This is a genomic window from Acetobacter okinawensis (assembly GCF_002153655.1).
Classification (GTDB): domain Bacteria; phylum Pseudomonadota; class Alphaproteobacteria; order Acetobacterales; family Acetobacteraceae; genus Acetobacter; species Acetobacter okinawensis_A.
The window spans coordinates 1-16,475 of record NZ_JOPJ01000009.1 but is presented as its reverse complement, the minus strand read 5'-3'; the positions used below and the strand labels follow the sequence as shown (position 1 = coordinate 16,475).

Sequence of the window (16,475 nt, the reverse complement as noted above, 5' to 3'; positions counted from 1 at the left end):
GCCATGCCCACCACGTCCCAGCGCCAGCAAGAGATGACGCCTGCCCACCGCCGCCTGATTTCTGGCTGGCTGTTCCTTCTGTGTTTCATGCTGCTGGGCATGATCGCCATTGGCGGTGTGACACGCCTGACCGGCTCCGGCCTGTCGATCATGGACTGGCAGCCGGTCAGCGGCATGATCCCGCCCCTGTCCCATGCAGAGTGGGAGCGGCTGTTTGCGCTGTACCAGACCATTCCCCAGTACCACCTCCAGCATGAAGGGTTCGGGCTGGAAGGGTTCCAGAAAATTTTCTGGGCCGAGTGGATCCACCGCTTCTGGGGGCGGCTTATGGGCCTTGTGCTGCTGCTCCCACTCCTCTGGTTTGTGGTCAGGGGCATGATTACCCGCCGCCTTGCAGTAAGGCTGTTTGTGTTTTTTATCCTCGGCGCTCTTCAGGGTGGCATTGGCTGGTTTATGGTCGCCTCGGGCTTTCGTGCCAACAGCACGGCGGTGGAGCCTGTCCGGCTGGTGCTGCACCTGAGTGCCGCCCTGCTGCTGTATGGCGCCATTTTGTGGACCGCCTTTTCCATCCGCTGGCCCCAGCCCGAACCCACGCCCCAGACCCCCGGCGTCCGGCTGACACGGCGTCTGGCGTGCATCACCATTGCTCTGCTGTGCATCACCATTATTGCGGGCGGCTTTACGGCAGGCACGCATGCGGGCTTTTTGTTCAACACCTTCCCGCTTATGGATGGGCACCTTGTTCCCGCCGATTATGCCCAGCTCTCCCCCCTGTGGATGAACTGGGTGGTCAACAAGGCCGCCATCCAGTTTGACCACCGGCTGCTGGCCACCCTGACCGCCCTGAGCATTGGTGCCGTTCTGCTGGCTGGCCTGCGCAAAGGTGCGGGCCTTGGCCCACAGGCGCAAAACGGCATTATTCTGCTCGGCTGGGCAGTGCTGATCCAGTACGCACTGGGGGTGACCACCCTTTTGCTGGTGGTGCCGGTATGGGCAGGAGCTGTGCACCAGACCTTTGCCGCCGTGCTGCTCGGGGTCATGCTGTATGTGCTGCATACCCTGCGCCGGGGCAGGCCGCAGGGTTGACGTAAAGCCAGATGAATTGCCCAACCCGGTCATTTTCCTGTTGCACTGGCACGGGAGGGCGGTATTCTACCGGTCATGATTTCCGACCGGTTCATGTCCGATTCCCTCACGACCCGCGCAACAGCGGCTCGGGGCGGCGTGGCCTTTCGTCTGGACCTTCTCCTTCGACTTATCAGCCCCTGAGCGATCCGGGTGGCCCTGCGCCGCCACGCCCAGGGGATTTTTTCAAGCGAGAGCGTCTGTGCCCCGCACAGGCAAAATATATGGCGCGCCATCCCTTACGGCAGCGCCGGACCAGAGTAATTCAGGAACATTTTCATGTCTGCTGATTCCACCAGCTTCAACCACCCATCTTTTGGCCGCATGACGCCTGACCGTGTCATTATTTTTGACACCACACTGCGTGATGGCGAGCAGTCCCCCGGCTTTTCCATGAATCTGGCCGAAAAGCTGCGTATGGCCGAGGCTCTGGCCACGCTGGGCGTGGATGTGATCGAGGCGGGCTTTCCCGTTGCCTCAAAAGGCGATTTTGAATCCGTGAACGAAATTGCACGCCACACCAAAGGCGTGGTGGTCTGTGCACTGGCCCGCAGCGGGGGGGCTAAGGACATTGTCGCCGCAGGCGAGGCGCTGGCTCCGGCCGAACGCAGGCGGATCCACAACTTTATCTCCACCTCCCCCCTGCACATGAAGTACAAGCTGCGCATGGAGCCGGAAACGGTTCTGGAGCTGATCACCTCCGGTAATACCGCAGCACGGAACCTGACGGATGACGTGGAATGGTCCGCCGAGGATGGCTCGCGCACGGACCCCGACTTTCTGTGCCGCTGCGTGGAGGCCGCCATCAAGGCCGGGGCCACCACCATCAACATCCCCGACACGGTGGGCTACGCAACACCCGAAGACATGGAAAAAATCTTCGCCATGGTGCGCGCACGTGTGCCCGGTGCCGATCAGGTCATCCTGTCTGCCCATAACCACAACGATCTGGGGCTGGGCGTTGCCAACACGCTGGCGTCCCTGCGCGGTGGGGCGCGGCAGGTGGAGTGCACCATCAATGGCATTGGCGAGCGCGCGGGTAATGCGGCGCTGGAAGAAATTGTCATGGCGCTGCGCACCCGCCACGACCAGTACCCCTACACCACCAACATCCAGACCACGGACCTGCTCAAGGTCTCGCGCATGCTGGCCACTATTACCAGCTTTGACGTGCAGCCCAACAAGGCCATTGTAGGCCGCAACGCCTTTGCACATGAAAGCGGCATTCATCAGGACGGGGTGCTCAAAAACGCCGCGACCTATGAAATCATGACCCCCGAAAGCGTGGGCTGGAGCCGCTCCTCGCTGGTCATGGGCAAGCACTCCGGCCGTGCCGCCTTCCGCGACAAGCTCAAGGCGCTGGGTTATGCCGACATGGACGACGCCCGCCTGAACGAGGCATTCTCGCGCTTCAAGGATCTGGCTGACCGTAAAAAGGTGGTTTACGACGATGATATTGTCGCGCTGGTTGATGATGAAGCCCGCGACCACGACCATATCCGCTTTGCGGCTCTGGACCTGACATCCTCCTCCGGCAAGCCTTCCTCCGCCGCCCTGACCATTCAGGTCGATGGTCAGGACGTGCAGGCCAACGCCACGGGCAACGGCCCGGTGGATGCGGCCTTTAATGCACTGCGGCAGGCCTTCCCGCACGAGGCACGGCTGGCCCTGTTCAGTGTTGGTGCCGTCACCGAAGGGACAGACGCACAGGCCCGCACCACAGTCCGGCTGGAAGAAAACGGCAAGCTGGTGGACGGTCAGGGCGCGGATGCGGACACTGTTGTCTCTGCCGTACGTGCCTATGTGCATGCCCTGAACAAGCTGCTGGTCAAACGTGCACGCACCGCACCAGAAGCCCTGACGGCCTGATTGGCTCCCCATTAGGGGGCAACACGCCCCCTATAAGCGAGGCAGACACCCCCTCCCGCACGAAATTATGCGGAAGTTTATGAACAGAGGGCTTGTCTGCCTCGCTATGCGCCGTTAATCCGTGCAGATATATTGACCAAAGCGACCGTTGGGGGCCGTTTTGTTTGCTCACCCCTTCCACGTTGTCGCGTAGCGCCGCTTCAACCAGGAGTCCTGGATGTTCTCTCGTCTGCTCGGTCTTATGTCTGCTGACATGGCCATCGATCTCGGTACTGCCAACACCCTTGTGTATGTCAAAGGGCGTGGCATTGTACTGAACGAACCCTCGGTTGTGGCGATTGCAGACATACGTGGCAAAAAGCAGCTTCTGGCCGTGGGGGAAGAAGCCAAGCAGATGGTCGGGCGGACGCCGGGCAACATTGCCGCCATCCGCCCCATGCGCGACGGTGTTATTGCCGATTTTGATGTTGCGGAAGAAATGATCAAGCATTTCATTCGCAAGGTGCATAACCGCCGGGCCTTTGCCAGCCCGCAGATTATTGTGTGCGTCCCCTCCGGCTCCACTGCTGTGGAACGCCGTGCCATTCAGGAAAGTGCGGAAAGTGCGGGTGCACGCCGCGTGCTCCTGATTGAGGAACCCATGGCCGCAGCCATTGGTGCGGGCCTGCCGGTAACCGAGCCTTCTGGCAGCATGATCGTGGATATTGGCGGCGGCACCACGGAAGTGGCCGTTATCTCCCTTGGTGGTATTGTGTATGCCCGCTCGGTGCGTGTTGGTGGGGATAAAATGGATGAAGCCATTATCTCCTACATCCGCCGCGCCTATAACCTGCTGATCGGGGAAAGCTCGGCCGAGCGGATCAAGATCAACCTTGGCGCAGCACTCCCCCCCGATGACCCCGAGGACAGCGGCCCGTGGCTGGACGTAAAAGGCCGCGACCTGATAAACGGCGTCCCGCGTGAGGTTCAGGTCTCTCAGGCCCAGATTGCTGAAAGCCTGATGGAGCCGATCAGCCAGATTGTGGACGCAGTCAAAACCGCACTGGAAAACACCCCGCCTGAACTGGCGGCCGATATTGTAGACAAAGGCATTGTCCTGACCGGCGGCGGCGCACTATTGTACCGCATGGGCGATGTGCTGCGTCTGGCCACCGGCCTGCCTGTAACCGTGGCAGAAGATGCCCTGTCCTGCGTTGCACTGGGTACAGGCCGCGCGCTGGAAGAAATCAAACGTCTGCGCAATGTGCTGACCACCATGTACTAATGTCCCGGCCTTGTGCGGGGGCATAGTCCCCAGCCCACGGTCTGGTGTGGTTTTTTTCATGCCGTCAGAAATAAAGGCATCCGGTTTTTCATGGTCCCGGTTTCCATTCAGGTAAGGCAGGCATTGAGCAAACTGGTTCTGCCAGTTCTGCTGCTCATGTCTGTCGGGATCATTATTGCCGGGCAGGCCGACCGCCCGCTGGCAGACAAGGCGCGCATGCGCGTGGCCGATGTGCTGGCCCCCCTGTGGAGCCTGCTTTCACGCACACAGACCGATAGTGAACGTCTGGTACACGGGTTAAAGGAAGCCCGCAATCTGGCGGAAGAAAACCACCGCCTGAGTGCTGAAAACGCCAACCTGCGCCGGTGGTACGAAGTTGCGGTCTCCCTCGCACGGGAAAATGACACCCTTAAAACCGAACTCCACTGGGTGCCAGAACCAACACCCGCCTTTGTAACCGGCCGGGTTGTGGCCGACAGCGGGGGTATTTATGCCCGTGCCGTGCTGCTGGTAGCAGGCACCAGCAGTGGCGTGCAGACTGGCAATATTGCACTGGCAGCCAACGGGCTTGCTGGCCGCGTTACAGAAGTGGGCGCGCATGCCGCGCGTATCCTGCTGATTAACGATATTGCCAGCCGCCTGCCGGTAGAGCTGGAGTCCAGCCATGCTGCGGCCATTATGGCGGGGGACAACTCTCCCCTGCCCCGCCTGCTCTATTATTCACAGGACACCCGCCCCATAGAGGGAGAGCGGGTTGTAACCTCTGATCAGGCCGGGGCTTTTCCCTCCGGTATTCCCATTGGCAATGTGCATTACCTGCACCCCGGCCAACCGGTGGTGCAGCCCTTCGCCCGGCTGGACCGGCTGACCATGCTGCGCGTGTTCGACTTCGGCCAATCCGAGATCGAACCCCCTGAAGCCCCCGGCCATGTCCCCCTGACCCGCCCACACCGTGCGTTGACACTGCCGTTTAAAACATTGCTCGGTCCGGGGCAGGAGGGATAACGCCATGCCTGACCCGCACCCCCCCCGCTGGGAGCATGATACCGAAACCCAGCTGACATCCCGCCAGCGACTCGACCGCACGGCGCGGCATCTGCTGCCGTCGGTTTTTACCGCGCTGGTCATTATTTTTTTCTCAGCACCCGTCAATATTCCCGGATCAGCGGAGCTGCTGCCCGCCATTGTCATCAACACCGTGTTTTTCTGGTCCGTATGGCGGCCATCGGGCATGCCTTCTCTGGCAGTTTTCCTGCTCGGGCTTTTTATGGACCTGGTGGGCTTTACACCGCTGGGGGTCAGCGCCTTTATTCTGTTACTGGTGCATGGCATCGGCAGTTATGCCCGTTTTGGTCTCATGCGGATGAATTTTTTAGTGGTATGGTGCCTGTTCGGGCTGGTAGGAGCGGCTGCCGCAGCATTGCAGTGGGCACTGGCCTGCCTGTTCCGCCTGCATCTGCTTGATCCGGCACCCGCCTTTTTTGAAGCCTTGCTCTGCATAGGGGTCTATCCGTTGCTTTCCGCCACTTTCTCGTGGTTCCTGCACATTCTGGACGAGAAGGACACGCCATGACCGCATGGGGGGTGCTCCCATGTGGCTAAAGCGGCGTAAACGCGACAACCGCCGCCTGATGCCCATCCGTGACCAGAAGGACCCGGCACGTGGCATTTTTACGCGCCGTGCGCTGCTGTGCATGGCTGTACAGGTCGGGGCTCTGGGCGAGTTGGCCCGCCGCCTGTACCATATCCAGATCAACGATGGCGACCACTATGCCCGCATGGCGGCCAACAACCGTGTGAGCAAACGCCTGCTGGCCCCGCCACGCGGGCGCATTGTGGACCGCTACGGCATAGCCCTTGCCAATAACAAGGAAAACTGGCGCGCGCTCCTTATGCCCGAGGAGACAACGGATGTACCCGGCACCATAGAGCGCTTTTCTGCCCTGATTCCGCTGGATGAGCGCGACCGCAACCGCATTGCGCGCGAGCTGCGCCACCAGCGCCGGTTTGTACCCGTCATGCTGCGTGACTTCCTCTCATGGGATGAGATGGCGCGGATCGAGCTGAACGCGCCCTCCCTGCCCGGTGTGCTCATTGATGTCGGCACGCGCCGTGTGTACCCTGAAGGGGAACTGCTGGCGCATATTATTGGCTACGTCGCCCCGCCGAACGAGAGCGATGTGGCACATTCCACCCTGCTGGCCCTGCCGGGCATGCGCGTTGGCCGTGCGGGCATAGAGCAGAATCAGGACGAAAAACTCCGTGGCACCGCAGGCTCGGTAGAAATGGAGGTCAACGCCGTTGGCCGTGTTATTTCCGAACTGAACCGTGAGGAAGGCGTGCCGGGGGAAGAAATTTCCCTGACCATCGACCGTGGGCTGCAACAGCGCGTGCTCAACCACATAGGCGACCAGACGGCCTCCGCCGTGGTTATGGACTGCCATAATGGGGAGGTGCTGGCCATGGTCAGCACCCCCTCGTTCGATCCCTCGCTGTTTGACAGCGGTGTCAGCCACGCACAGTGGATCGAGTGGACAAACAACCAGCATACCCCCCTTATCAACAAGGCGGTGGCCGGGGTTTACCCCCCCGGCTCCACCTTCAAACCTGCTGTGGCCATGGCAGCGCTGGAATCGGGGTTTGTGTCCCCCACGGACCGGGTTTTCTGCCCCGGTCATCTGGATGTGGGGGGCACGCGCTTTCACTGCTGGTCACGCTGGGGGCATGGCTCGGTCGACCTGCATCTGGCCCTCAAATACTCCTGCGACGTCTATTTTTACGAAATCGCCCGCCGCATAGGCATGGACCGCATTGCCCAGACCGCGCACCGCATGGGCCTTGGCGTGCCGCTGGATATTGAACTGCCCCATACCCGCACCGGGCTGATCCCCACCCCGGCATGGCGACAGGCCCACCACCACCACTGGAACGGGGGGGACACCATTGTCAGCGGGATCGGGCAGGGGTTCATACAGGTTACGCCTCTGCAACTGGCCACCTACACCGCCCGCATGGCAACCGGCCGGGCCGTACAGCCCCACCTGATGCGCGCGATCAATGGCGAGATCAGCCCCATGGCGAACGCCGAGAACTGGCCTAGCCTCAACATGCCCGAAAAATATCTCGAGGCCCTGCGCGCAGGCATGTTTGCCGTGGTGAACGAACCCCACGGCACAGCCCCCAAGGCGCAACTTGACCTGCCGGGCATTACCATGGCGGGCAAAACAGGCTCGGCGCAGGTGCGCCACGTCTCACGCGCATTGCGTGAGGGCGGGCACTTCAACTCCGCCAACCTGCCGTGGGAATACCGCCCCCACGCGCTGTTTATCTGCTTTGCTCCGTATGATGCGCCGCGCTACGCCGTTTCGGTCGTGATCGAGCATGGCAACACCGGGGCAGATGCCGCGGCCCCTCTGGCGCGCGACATCATGCGCGACACGCTCCTGCGTGACCCGGCCAACCACACCACACCCCCGCCTGAAAGCGTGGCCACTGTGGATGACAGTTTTGAATAACCGCATCAGGTTCCATAAACGCCTGCTGCGGGCCGAGCCCAGCTTCCGGCTTATGGCCAAGCTATGGCGGATAAGCTGGTTGTATGTGCTGCTTATCTGCGCACTGGCGGGTATTGGCTACGTGACCCTCTACTCCGCAGCCGGGGGCGTGCCTTACCCGTTTGCCGCCCCACAGGCCGCACGCTTTGCCGTGGGGCTTGTGCTTATGGTGACTGTAGCCATGCTGCCCCCCCGTGTGCTCATGCGTGCATCATGGGGGATGTACGCGCTCTCGCTCGTGCTGCTGGTCGCGGTGCTGCACATGGGCCATGTGGGCAAGGGAGCAGAACGCTGGCTTATGGTCGGCGGGCTCCAGATCCAGCCCTCCGAGTTCGCCAAGATCGCCCTTGTGACCGTATTGGCCACGTGGTTCTCACGCATGGACCATGCCCGCATGGGCAACCCGCTCTGGCTTGTGCCCCCTGCCTTTATGGTGCTGGTGCCCGTTGCGCTGGTGCTCAAGGAGCCTAATCTGGGTACGGCGGTGATTATCGGGGGAATTGGCGCATCGCTATTTTTTACGGCGGGCATGCGTCTGTGGCAGATTATCCTGCTGGTGCTGCCGGTGCCCTCCCTTGTGCAGTTTGCCTACGGCCACCTGCATGATTACCAGAAGGCGCGCATCACCACCTTCCTCCACCCCGAAAGTGATCCGCTGGGGGCGGGCTACAACATTATCCAGTCCAAGATTGCTCTGGGTTCGGGGGGAATGTGGGGGCAGGGGTATCTGCACGGGTCGCAGGGGCAACTCAACTTCCTGCCCGAAAAACAGACCGACTTCATTTTTACCATGATCGCAGAAGAATGGGGCTTTATCGGTGCTGCTGCCGTTATTGCCCTGCTGGTTCTGCTGATTATGGGGGGAATGATCATGGCCATACGCTGCCGCAACCGTTTTGGCCGACTGATCGCCCTTGGCATCAGCATGAATTTTTTCTTTTACTGTCTGGTCAACCTGTCCATGGTCATGGGAGCCATTCCTGTTGGAGGGGTGCCTCTGCCGCTTGTCTCCTACGGGGGATCGGCCATGCTGAATGTTATGCTGGGGTTTGGTCTGCTGCTTTCAACATGGGTCCATAGGGACACACGGCTGGACGAAAGTGGCGGCAGCCCCGCCTGACACCCGCGATAAAGCTTGTTTTTCCGGCCTGATCTGCTCTTGACTTGGAGCGGTTGCACTTTTAGCTTGCACGCTAAAGGTAACACTTAGTACTGTTTTCCAGCCTTCTTTTTCCACTCTGTTTTCTCCACATGGCGGCATCTGGCTCACGCTCCCCACAGGGCTGGACAGGGTGAATTTCTCCCCCTTTCCTGCCCAGCAAAGCGTGCCAAAGCCTGACACGTGCGGAAAACCCCTCAACACACAGGGCCACACCAAAGTGACAACACACACTTTTTCTTTTCGTCCGGTCCTGCTCTGCACGGTTGCCCTGCTTGCTCTGGAAGGCTGTAAACGCCAGCACAGCACAGCACAGATGCCGCCACAGGCCGTGGGCGTTGTAACCATGCAACCCCAGCCCGTAAGCGTGCACACCAGCCTGCCCGGACGCACGGATGCGTTTGAAATTGCTCAGGTTCGCCCACAGGTTACAGGCGTTGTGCTCAAGCGCCTGTTTATCGAAGGTTCGGACGTTGTAGCAGGCCAGCAACTCTACCAGATCGACCCCGCCCGCTATAAAGCCGTGTACGACTCCGCACGGGGGCAACTGGCACAGGCCATGGCGCTGGAAGGTACGGCCCAAGCCAAGGTCAACCGCTACAAAAAGCTGGTGCGCGAACACGCCGTAAGCCAGCAGGACTATGATGATGCCGTGGCGGCGGAAAAACAGGCCCGTGGCCAGATACAGAGCGCGCAGGGGCAGGTGGAAAGTGCGCAGGTCAACCTTGGTTATACCAAGATGTATGCCCCCATTTCCGGCCGTATTGGCCGCACGCTTATTACGGTTGGCGCACTTGTCACGGCAGACCAGACCAGCAATACGGCCATTATTACCCGGCTTGACCCCATTTATGTGGACGTGAACCTGCCTGCCATTACCCTGCTCCGCCTCAAGCGTGAGCTGGCGGATGGGCGCATCCAGCGCCAGGCTAATGGCGAAGTTCCCGTAACCCTGACGCTGGAAGACGGCTCTCCTTACGAGTTCAAGGGCCACATGGCGCTGGCCGAAGTGAACGTGGATACGACAACCTCCACCGTTATTGTGCGCGCGATCATGCCCAACCCGCAAAAGCTGCTGCTGCCGGGCATGTACGTCCACGCCCAGCTAGACGAAGGTGTTGACCCCAATGCCCTGCTGGTGCCGCAGGAGGCCCTCAGCCGCAACACCCATGGCGACCCGCAGGTCTGGGTTGTACAACCCGACAACACGGTAGCCCTGCGCCAGATACAGATTGGCATGGCCATTGGCACCAACTGGCTGGTGACGGGGGGCCTCAAGGCAGGCGAGCAGGTGGTGGTCAGCGGTACGCAAAAGATACACCCCGGGCAGAAGGTCTCGGTACAGGCCAGCAAACCCAAGGCCGACACTCCAGCCGACTCCGCAGCACAGCCTGCGCAAAAGGGGCAGTAAATCCATGTCGCTCTCGCGGTTCTTTATCAACCGACCCATTTTTGCGTGGGTGATCAGCCTGATCATCATGCTGTTTGGCGGCCTGTCCATCCTGCGGCTGCCCATTGCCCAGTATCCCAGCATTGCCCCGCCCCAGATCGCCATTACCGTAACCTACCCCGGCGCATCTGCCGATACGGTCAATGACACGGTCGTGCGCCCCATACTCCAGCAGATGTTCGGTCTGGATCATCTGGAATATATTGCAGCCCAGTCCTATGCCTCCGGGCAGATGGAAATTGACCTGACCTTTGAGCAGGGCACAAACCCTGACATTGCGCAGGTGCAGGTGCAGAACAAGCTCCAGCTTGCCCAGCCCAAACTGCCGCAGGAAGTTACCGCACAGGGGCTGAGCATTACCAAAGCGGTCAAGAACTTCATGCTGGTTCTTGGCTTTATCTCCACCAACAACTCCATGAGCGGCTCCGATATTGCCGATTATGTTGCCTCCAACGTGTCCGACCCGCTCAGCCGTGTAACCGGCGTAGGGGACCACACGCTGTTCGGCTCCGAATATGCAATGCGGATCTGGCTCGACCCCAACAAGCTGTTCAACTACGCCCTGACCGTGCGGGATGTGGAAACCGCTATCCAGACCCAGAACATTCAGGTCTCTTCGGGCGAGCTGGGTGGTTTGCCCGCACGCAAGGACATCCGTCTGGATGCCACGATCATTGGCCCAACGCGCCTGACATCGGCTGGCGAGTTTGAAAAAATTCTGCTCAAGGTCCAGCCTGATGGCTCGCAGGTTCGCATCAAGGATGTGGCGCGGGTGGAACTGGGGCCGCAGACCTACAACACCTCATCTTATTACAACAACCACCCCGCCTCGGGCATGGCACTCAAGCTTGCCCCCGGCGCCAACCAGATTTCGACCGAGGCCGCCGTCCGCGCCAAGATTGATGAGCTGGAAAAATTTTTCCCACCGGGCCTGAAAACCGTTTACCCGCTGGATACGGAACCGTTCATCACCCTCTCCATTGAGGAAGTGGTCATTACCCTGCTCGAAGCAATCGGGCTGGTCTTTCTGGTCATGCTGGTGTTCTTGCAGAATTTCCGGGCAACTCTTATTCCCACCATTGCCGTGCCGGTGGTGCTGCTGGGCACGTTCGGCCTGCTTAACATCTTTGGTTTTTCCATCAACACACTCACCATGCTGGCCATGGTGCTGGCCGTGGGCCTGCTGGTGGATGACGCCATTGTTGTGGTGGAAAACGTGGAACGCGTGATGTCGGAGAAAAAACTCTCCCCCATCGAAGCCGCCCGCGTCTCCATGGACGAAATTTCAGGGGCGCTGGTTGGCATTGTTCTTGTGCTGACAGCAGTCTTTTTGCCCATGGCCGCTTTTTCCGGCTCCGTGGGGGTTATCTATCGCCAGTTCTCCATTACCATTGTCTCGGCCATGTGGCTGTCGGTTCTGGTTGCCATGGTGCTGACACCAGCATTGTGCGCCACCATGCTCAAGCCCGGAACACACGTCAAAACCACAGGCCCAGCAGGCTGGTTCAACCGTAACTTTGAACGCCTGACAAACGGGTACCTCAATGGTGTGCGCAAACTTATTGCCTCTACCGCACTCTCCATTACCTGTTTTGTGCTGATCAGCGCGCTGGCAGGCTACCTGTTTACCCGCCTGCCCAGTGGCTTTTTGCCAGATGAAGATCAGGGGCTGATCTTTGGGCAGGTCACCCTGCCCCCCAACACCCCCATGGAGCAGACCACACAACTGAACCGCGAAATTACGGATTACATCCTTAAATCCGAGGGCGGTCTTGTGGAATCTGTTTACGCCATCAGCGGGTTTAACTTTGCTGGGCAGGGGCAGAACTCCGGTGCATTCTTTATCCGCCTCAAGGACTGGAAAGAACGGCCTCTTGCGTCGCAGACATCTGCTGCCATCGCGCAGCGGATTATGATGCACTACTGGTTTGACCCGCGCGCCCAGATTTTTGCCGTCAACCCGCCAGCCGTGCTTGAACTGGGTAACGCCACGGGCTTTGACCTTGAACTGGAAGACCGCGGCCACCTTGGCCACGAGCAGTTGCTGGCAGCCCGGAACATGGTGCTCGGCCTTGCCAGCAAGGACCACCGCCTTATGGCCGTGCGCCCCAACGGCATGGAAGACGCATCGCAATACCACCTTGATATAGACCGCGAAAAAGCAAACGCGCTGGGCATTACGATTGATGACATCAACACAACAATCGAAGGTGCTCTGGGCTCCATCTATGTCAACCAGTTCACCCGGAATGACCGCGTCAAGCAGGTTTACATTCAGGGGGATATGGACTCGCGTATGCTGCCTCAGGATCTGGATAAATGGTACATCCGCACCAACACCAACACGCTTGCACCCCTTAACACCTTTATTCGCGGCTACTGGCTGACTGGTCCGCAAAAGGTGGAGGATTACAACGGCTTTAACGCCTTTGAAATTCTGGGCCAGCCAGCCATTGGTTACAGCTCGGGGGATTCCCTTGCTGCCATCAAGGACATTCTCAAAAAGCTCCCCGATGGCATCGGCTTTGAATGGACCGGCCTGTCCTTTGAAGAAATCTCGTCAGGCTCTTCTACCGGCCCGCTCTACGCACTGGCCAGTCTGGTTATTCTGTTGTGCCTTGCCGCACTTTACGAAAGCTGGGCTATTCCCTTTGCCGTCATGCTGGTGATTCCACTGGGGATTCTGGGGTCCATTGCCGCAACCCTGTGGCGGAACATGAACAATGACGTGTATTTTCAGGTTGGGTTGCTCACCACCGTAGGGCTGGCTGTTAAAAACGCCATTCTTATTGTGGAGTTTGCCAAAGCTGCCTTTGAACGTGGTGAATCACTTGAAGATGCCGTGCTAACCGCAGCGCGTGAACGCCTGCGCCCCATTCTCATGACATCCATTGCCTTTGTCGTCGGGGTCTTTCCGCTGGCCATTGCCACAGGTGCAGGCTCCGCGTCACGCGTAGCCATTGGCACCGCCGTGGTGGGGGGCATGGCCACGGCAACACTTCTGGCCATTTACTTTGTGCCTGTCTTCTTTGTTCTGGTTTTGCGTGTATTCCACGTCAAACGCCAGAATGAACGCCAAGAGAGCGCACCACCTGCCCAGACCGCAACCGGGAACGAATAAGATATGACTCATCAGTCCTTTTTCCGTCGCTCCCCGCGGCTCCGTGTTGCAGTTCTGGCTGTTGCTGCAACACAGGTTCTGTCCGCGTGTACCATGATCCCCAAATACACGCGGCCTACCCCCCCGCTGGCCAAGACCTGGCCCGGTTATAGCCAGACGGGGGAAAGCACTTTGCCAAAAGTGGCAGCCGATATTGGCTGGCGCGAATTTTTTGTGGACCCACGCCTGCAGGCCCTTATCACGATTGCCCTGCGTGAGAACCGTGACCTGCGTACATCTGCTGCCAATATTGCCACGGCACAGGGGCAGTATGATGTGCAGCATGCTGGTCTGTTCCCCACCATTTCAGCCACAGGTGGACCTATCTATCAGGTTCCATCCAATGCTGCGGGGCTCAGCTTTGCCCCCGGGCTTGAACAGGGCCGGAGCAATGCGGCTTATGGCGATGGCCGGGTTTTTAAATACTATTCTGGTGGCATCGGATTTTCGTCTTACGAGATCGACTTTTTTGGTCGTATCCGCTCCCTGACCAAAGAAGCTGCCGAACGCGCCCTGAACCAGCAGGAAAACATGCGCAGCATGGTTATCAGCATCGTCTCTCAGGTTGCCATAGCGTATATTACGTGGCTGGGAGATAGGGATACGCGCACACTGGCCCAGAACACCCTGACCAGCCAACAGGGCAGCCTGAAGCTGACACAGGACAAATATAACCACGGTGAAGAAAACCTGCTGACAGTCCGGCAGCTGGAAACACAGGTGCAGCAAAGTGCTACCATGCTGACCGATGCACAACGCAAGGTGGAACAGGACGAAAACCTGCTGACCCTGCTCATTGGCGCACCCATTCCACAAGACCTGCCTGCCCCCCTGCCCTTGGGTAAGCAGTCGATTCTGGCAGACCTGCCTGCGGGCCTGCCATCGGACCTGCTAACCCGCAGGCCAGACATTGTTGCCGCAGAGCATGACCTGCTGGCCTCACAGGCCAGTATCGGGGCAGCCCGTGCGGCCTTTTTCCCGCGTCTGACGCTCACGGCATCAGACGGTGTTTCCAGCCTTCAGTTCCACAAGCTGTTTACTGCTGCCGCCACAACCTGGGGCCTTAACCCCAGCCTGCAAGTCCCGCTGTGGACATGGGGTATGAACAGCGGCAACCTCAAGATTGCCAAGGCAACCCGCAACGGCAAAATTGCTGCCTACGAAAAAACCGTGCAGACCGCCTTCCGCGAAGTGGCAGATGCCCTTGCAGCCCGCAAAGCCTATCTGGATGAGAAAAAACAGATGGACGATCTGGTCTTTGCTGCGGGTGACGCCTACCGCCTTGCAAAACTCCGTTATGAAACAGGAACAGATTCCTACCTGACTACGCTGGACTCACAGCGTTACTACTTACAGGCCCAGCAGTCCCAGATTACGGTTGCTGTGGCAAAATACCAGAACCTTGTGACCATTTACCGCGCCATGGGCGGTGGCTGGCAGGAAGGGGCTCCAGCAGCCCAAACACCAGACAACAAGGCCACACAACCCGCACCCCAAAAAGCCGGGTAACAGACACAGAACATATCATAATAAAAAAGGCCGCATGACAGCGGCCTTTTTTATTACTTCCAGACGATTACGCACCAGGTGTGCGGCAATATTTACCCAAGTTTGAGCACCCAGAGCTGGGCAATATCATATGCCCCGTTATCCCCGGCAACACTCTTCAAGGTCTGTAGGGCCGCAGCTTTGTTACCAGCCTGCATCTGGGCAAGTCCAAGGTGCAGGCGGGCAATATTGGGGTCCGTTACCCCTTTGGTAATAGCCTGCTCCATCAGAGCCAGCCCTTTGTCGGCCTGCCCGAAGGTGACATAGTTATACCCCACATTGAGCAGGGCATTCCCTGATGTCTGGGCAAGAGCGGCTTTTTCATCTTCTGCAATAGATGCTTTTTTAGCAACAATGGTTTTTTCAACCAGCGCTTTCAGGCGGGCCTGCCTTGGTGCCTCTGCGCCCTGACCAAGCACCCCCTGCTTGTAACCCTGATCCATCAGGTCCAGCGCAAGTTGGGGCATGTGGCCCTGCATGGCGATTTCTGTCATTTCCATAAAATCGCGCGCGGTGGAAATATCTCCCGCAGCCAGACGGATACGGTACACATCAAGCTGCAAGGCGGGAGGAATTTTTGTATTTACAACCAGTTCATGCAGCAAAAGTGCCCAGTATTCTTTTTTGGGGTAATCACTTGCCAGCAGCACATAGGCATGTGTCGCGGTTGTAGAATCCTTAAGAGCCGTGGCGCTGGCTGCCAGCATCTGCAACTGCGATTCAACCGGCTTTTGCCCCGCTTTGACCGTTCTGGCAATAATCGGGGTTAAAACGCGCACCGTTCCAGCATAATCTTTTTGCAAATAATAAGATTGTGCAAGCAATGTTTCCATCTGCGGGTTGGGACCAACGTCCTTGAGGTAACGCTGGATGGCAAGAGCCGCCTTGGGATAATCCTTGGCATTATAAGCCATTGTCCCTTCCGACATCAGCATCTGGTTTTTCAGATTACGCGGTGTGCGGGGGGATGCGATCAGTTTCTCATAAGCAGCGGTGGCCTGTGCAACATCCCCTGCCTGCGAGGCCACTGCGGCACGCATCTGGGCAATGGTGTAGTCTTCATAGGCACTTTTTCCGGCAACACTGTCAGCTTCGTTCACGGCTGCCAGCGCCTTGGCGTAGTTATGTGCGGCAAGCGCACTCTGCGCCTGCTGCAAGGCGGCACCAACCGGCTGCCCCAATGTGTCCGCCGCATATGCCGCCGGAACGGCAAGAGAGAAAACGGTCGCGGAACACAGAAGGCCCCGCACAAAACGCATGGTCATGCTCTTATCACTCCCTTACTGATCGACGAACTGTTCCTGCCCGACGATTCCCATCTGTGTCACGCCCAGGCGCTGTGCGTC

The 16,475-nt window shown here is 58.9% G+C and carries 11 protein-coding genes; 10 read left to right on the top strand and 1 reads right to left on the bottom strand.

Annotated features, from left to right (window positions below):
• The first annotated feature begins 33 nt into the window (after positions 1-33).
• The 10 genes from HK26_RS05885 (at position 34) to HK26_RS05840 (ending at position 15,090) form a co-directional block, all read left to right on the top strand.
• On the top strand, positions 34-1,086 hold the full coding sequence (locus tag HK26_RS05885) for a COX15/CtaA family protein (protein WP_180539391.1): 1,053 nt from the start codon (positions 34-36) through the stop codon (positions 1,084-1,086).
• 318 nt (positions 1,087-1,404) lie between these two features.
• Complete coding sequence (locus HK26_RS05880; RefSeq protein ID WP_086638928.1) at positions 1,405-2,994, top strand: 2-isopropylmalate synthase; 1,590 nt, start codon at positions 1,405-1,407, stop codon at positions 2,992-2,994.
• Between the two features lie 217 nt (positions 2,995-3,211).
• The gene (locus tag HK26_RS05875) at positions 3,212-4,258 is read left to right on the top strand and encodes a rod shape-determining protein (protein ID WP_025825379.1); all 1,047 of its coding nucleotides are present in this window, start codon (positions 3,212-3,214) and stop codon (positions 4,256-4,258) included.
• Positions 4,259-4,348: 90 nt separating this feature from the next.
• The gene (gene mreC, locus HK26_RS05870) at positions 4,349-5,263 is read left to right on the top strand and encodes a rod shape-determining protein MreC (RefSeq protein ID WP_086638927.1); all 915 of its coding nucleotides are present in this window, start codon (positions 4,349-4,351) and stop codon (positions 5,261-5,263) included.
• 4 nt (positions 5,264-5,267) lie between these two features.
• The gene (locus HK26_RS05865) at positions 5,268-5,831 is read left to right on the top strand and encodes a rod shape-determining protein MreD (RefSeq protein WP_086638926.1); all 564 of its coding nucleotides are present in this window, start codon (positions 5,268-5,270) and stop codon (positions 5,829-5,831) included.
• A 19-nt stretch (positions 5,832-5,850) separates the two neighbouring features.
• Complete coding sequence (gene mrdA, locus HK26_RS05860) at positions 5,851-7,773, top strand: penicillin-binding protein 2 (RefSeq protein ID WP_086639053.1); 1,923 nt, start codon at positions 5,851-5,853, stop codon at positions 7,771-7,773.
• A gap of 4 nt (positions 7,774-7,777) precedes the next feature.
• Positions 7,778-8,932 (top strand): rod shape-determining protein RodA, encoded by a 1,155-nt coding sequence (gene rodA / locus HK26_RS05855; protein ID WP_086639052.1) that lies wholly within the window; start codon positions 7,778-7,780, stop codon positions 8,930-8,932.
• 259 nt (positions 8,933-9,191) lie between these two features.
• Complete coding sequence (locus HK26_RS05850) at positions 9,192-10,382, top strand: efflux RND transporter periplasmic adaptor subunit (protein ID WP_257640876.1); 1,191 nt, start codon at positions 9,192-9,194, stop codon at positions 10,380-10,382.
• A 4-nt stretch (positions 10,383-10,386) separates the two neighbouring features.
• Entirely contained in the window at positions 10,387-13,542 is a 3,156-nt protein-coding gene (locus HK26_RS05845) for an efflux RND transporter permease subunit (protein ID WP_086638925.1), read from the top strand.
• Positions 13,543-13,545: 3 nt separating this feature from the next.
• Positions 13,546-15,090, top strand: a complete 1,545-nt coding sequence (locus HK26_RS05840; RefSeq protein WP_086638924.1) for an efflux transporter outer membrane subunit — start codon at positions 13,546-13,548, stop codon at positions 15,088-15,090.
• Positions 15,091-15,182: 92 nt separating this feature from the next.
• Here the strand turns inward: HK26_RS05840 and HK26_RS05835 are convergent, their stop codons facing one another.
• The gene (locus HK26_RS05835) at positions 15,183-16,394 is read right to left on the bottom strand and encodes a tetratricopeptide repeat protein (RefSeq protein WP_086638923.1); all 1,212 of its coding nucleotides are present in this window, start codon (positions 16,392-16,394) and stop codon (positions 15,183-15,185) included.
• Positions 16,395-16,475: the final 81 nt, after the last annotated feature.

Coding starts and splice junctions, on each gene's coding strand:
- HK26_RS05880 (WP_086638928.1), top strand. CDS start 1,405: ATGTCTGCTGATTCCACCAGCTTCAACCACCCATCTTTTGGCCGCATG.
- HK26_RS05840 (WP_086638924.1), top strand. CDS start 13,546: ATGACTCATCAGTCCTTTTTCCGTCGCTCCCCGCGGCTCCGTGTTGCA.
- HK26_RS05835 (WP_086638923.1), bottom strand. CDS start 16,394: ATGACCATGCGTTTTGTGCGGGGCCTTCTGTGTTCCGCGACCGTTTTC.
- mrdA (WP_086639053.1), top strand. CDS start 5,851: ATGTGGCTAAAGCGGCGTAAACGCGACAACCGCCGCCTGATGCCCATC.
- HK26_RS05875 (WP_025825379.1), top strand. CDS start 3,212: ATGTTCTCTCGTCTGCTCGGTCTTATGTCTGCTGACATGGCCATCGAT.
- HK26_RS05885 (WP_180539391.1), top strand. CDS start 34: ATGACGCCTGCCCACCGCCGCCTGATTTCTGGCTGGCTGTTCCTTCTG.
- HK26_RS05845 (WP_086638925.1), top strand. CDS start 10,387: ATGTCGCTCTCGCGGTTCTTTATCAACCGACCCATTTTTGCGTGGGTG.
- HK26_RS05865 (WP_086638926.1), top strand. CDS start 5,268: ATGCCTGACCCGCACCCCCCCCGCTGGGAGCATGATACCGAAACCCAG.
- mreC (WP_086638927.1), top strand. CDS start 4,349: ATGGTCCCGGTTTCCATTCAGGTAAGGCAGGCATTGAGCAAACTGGTT.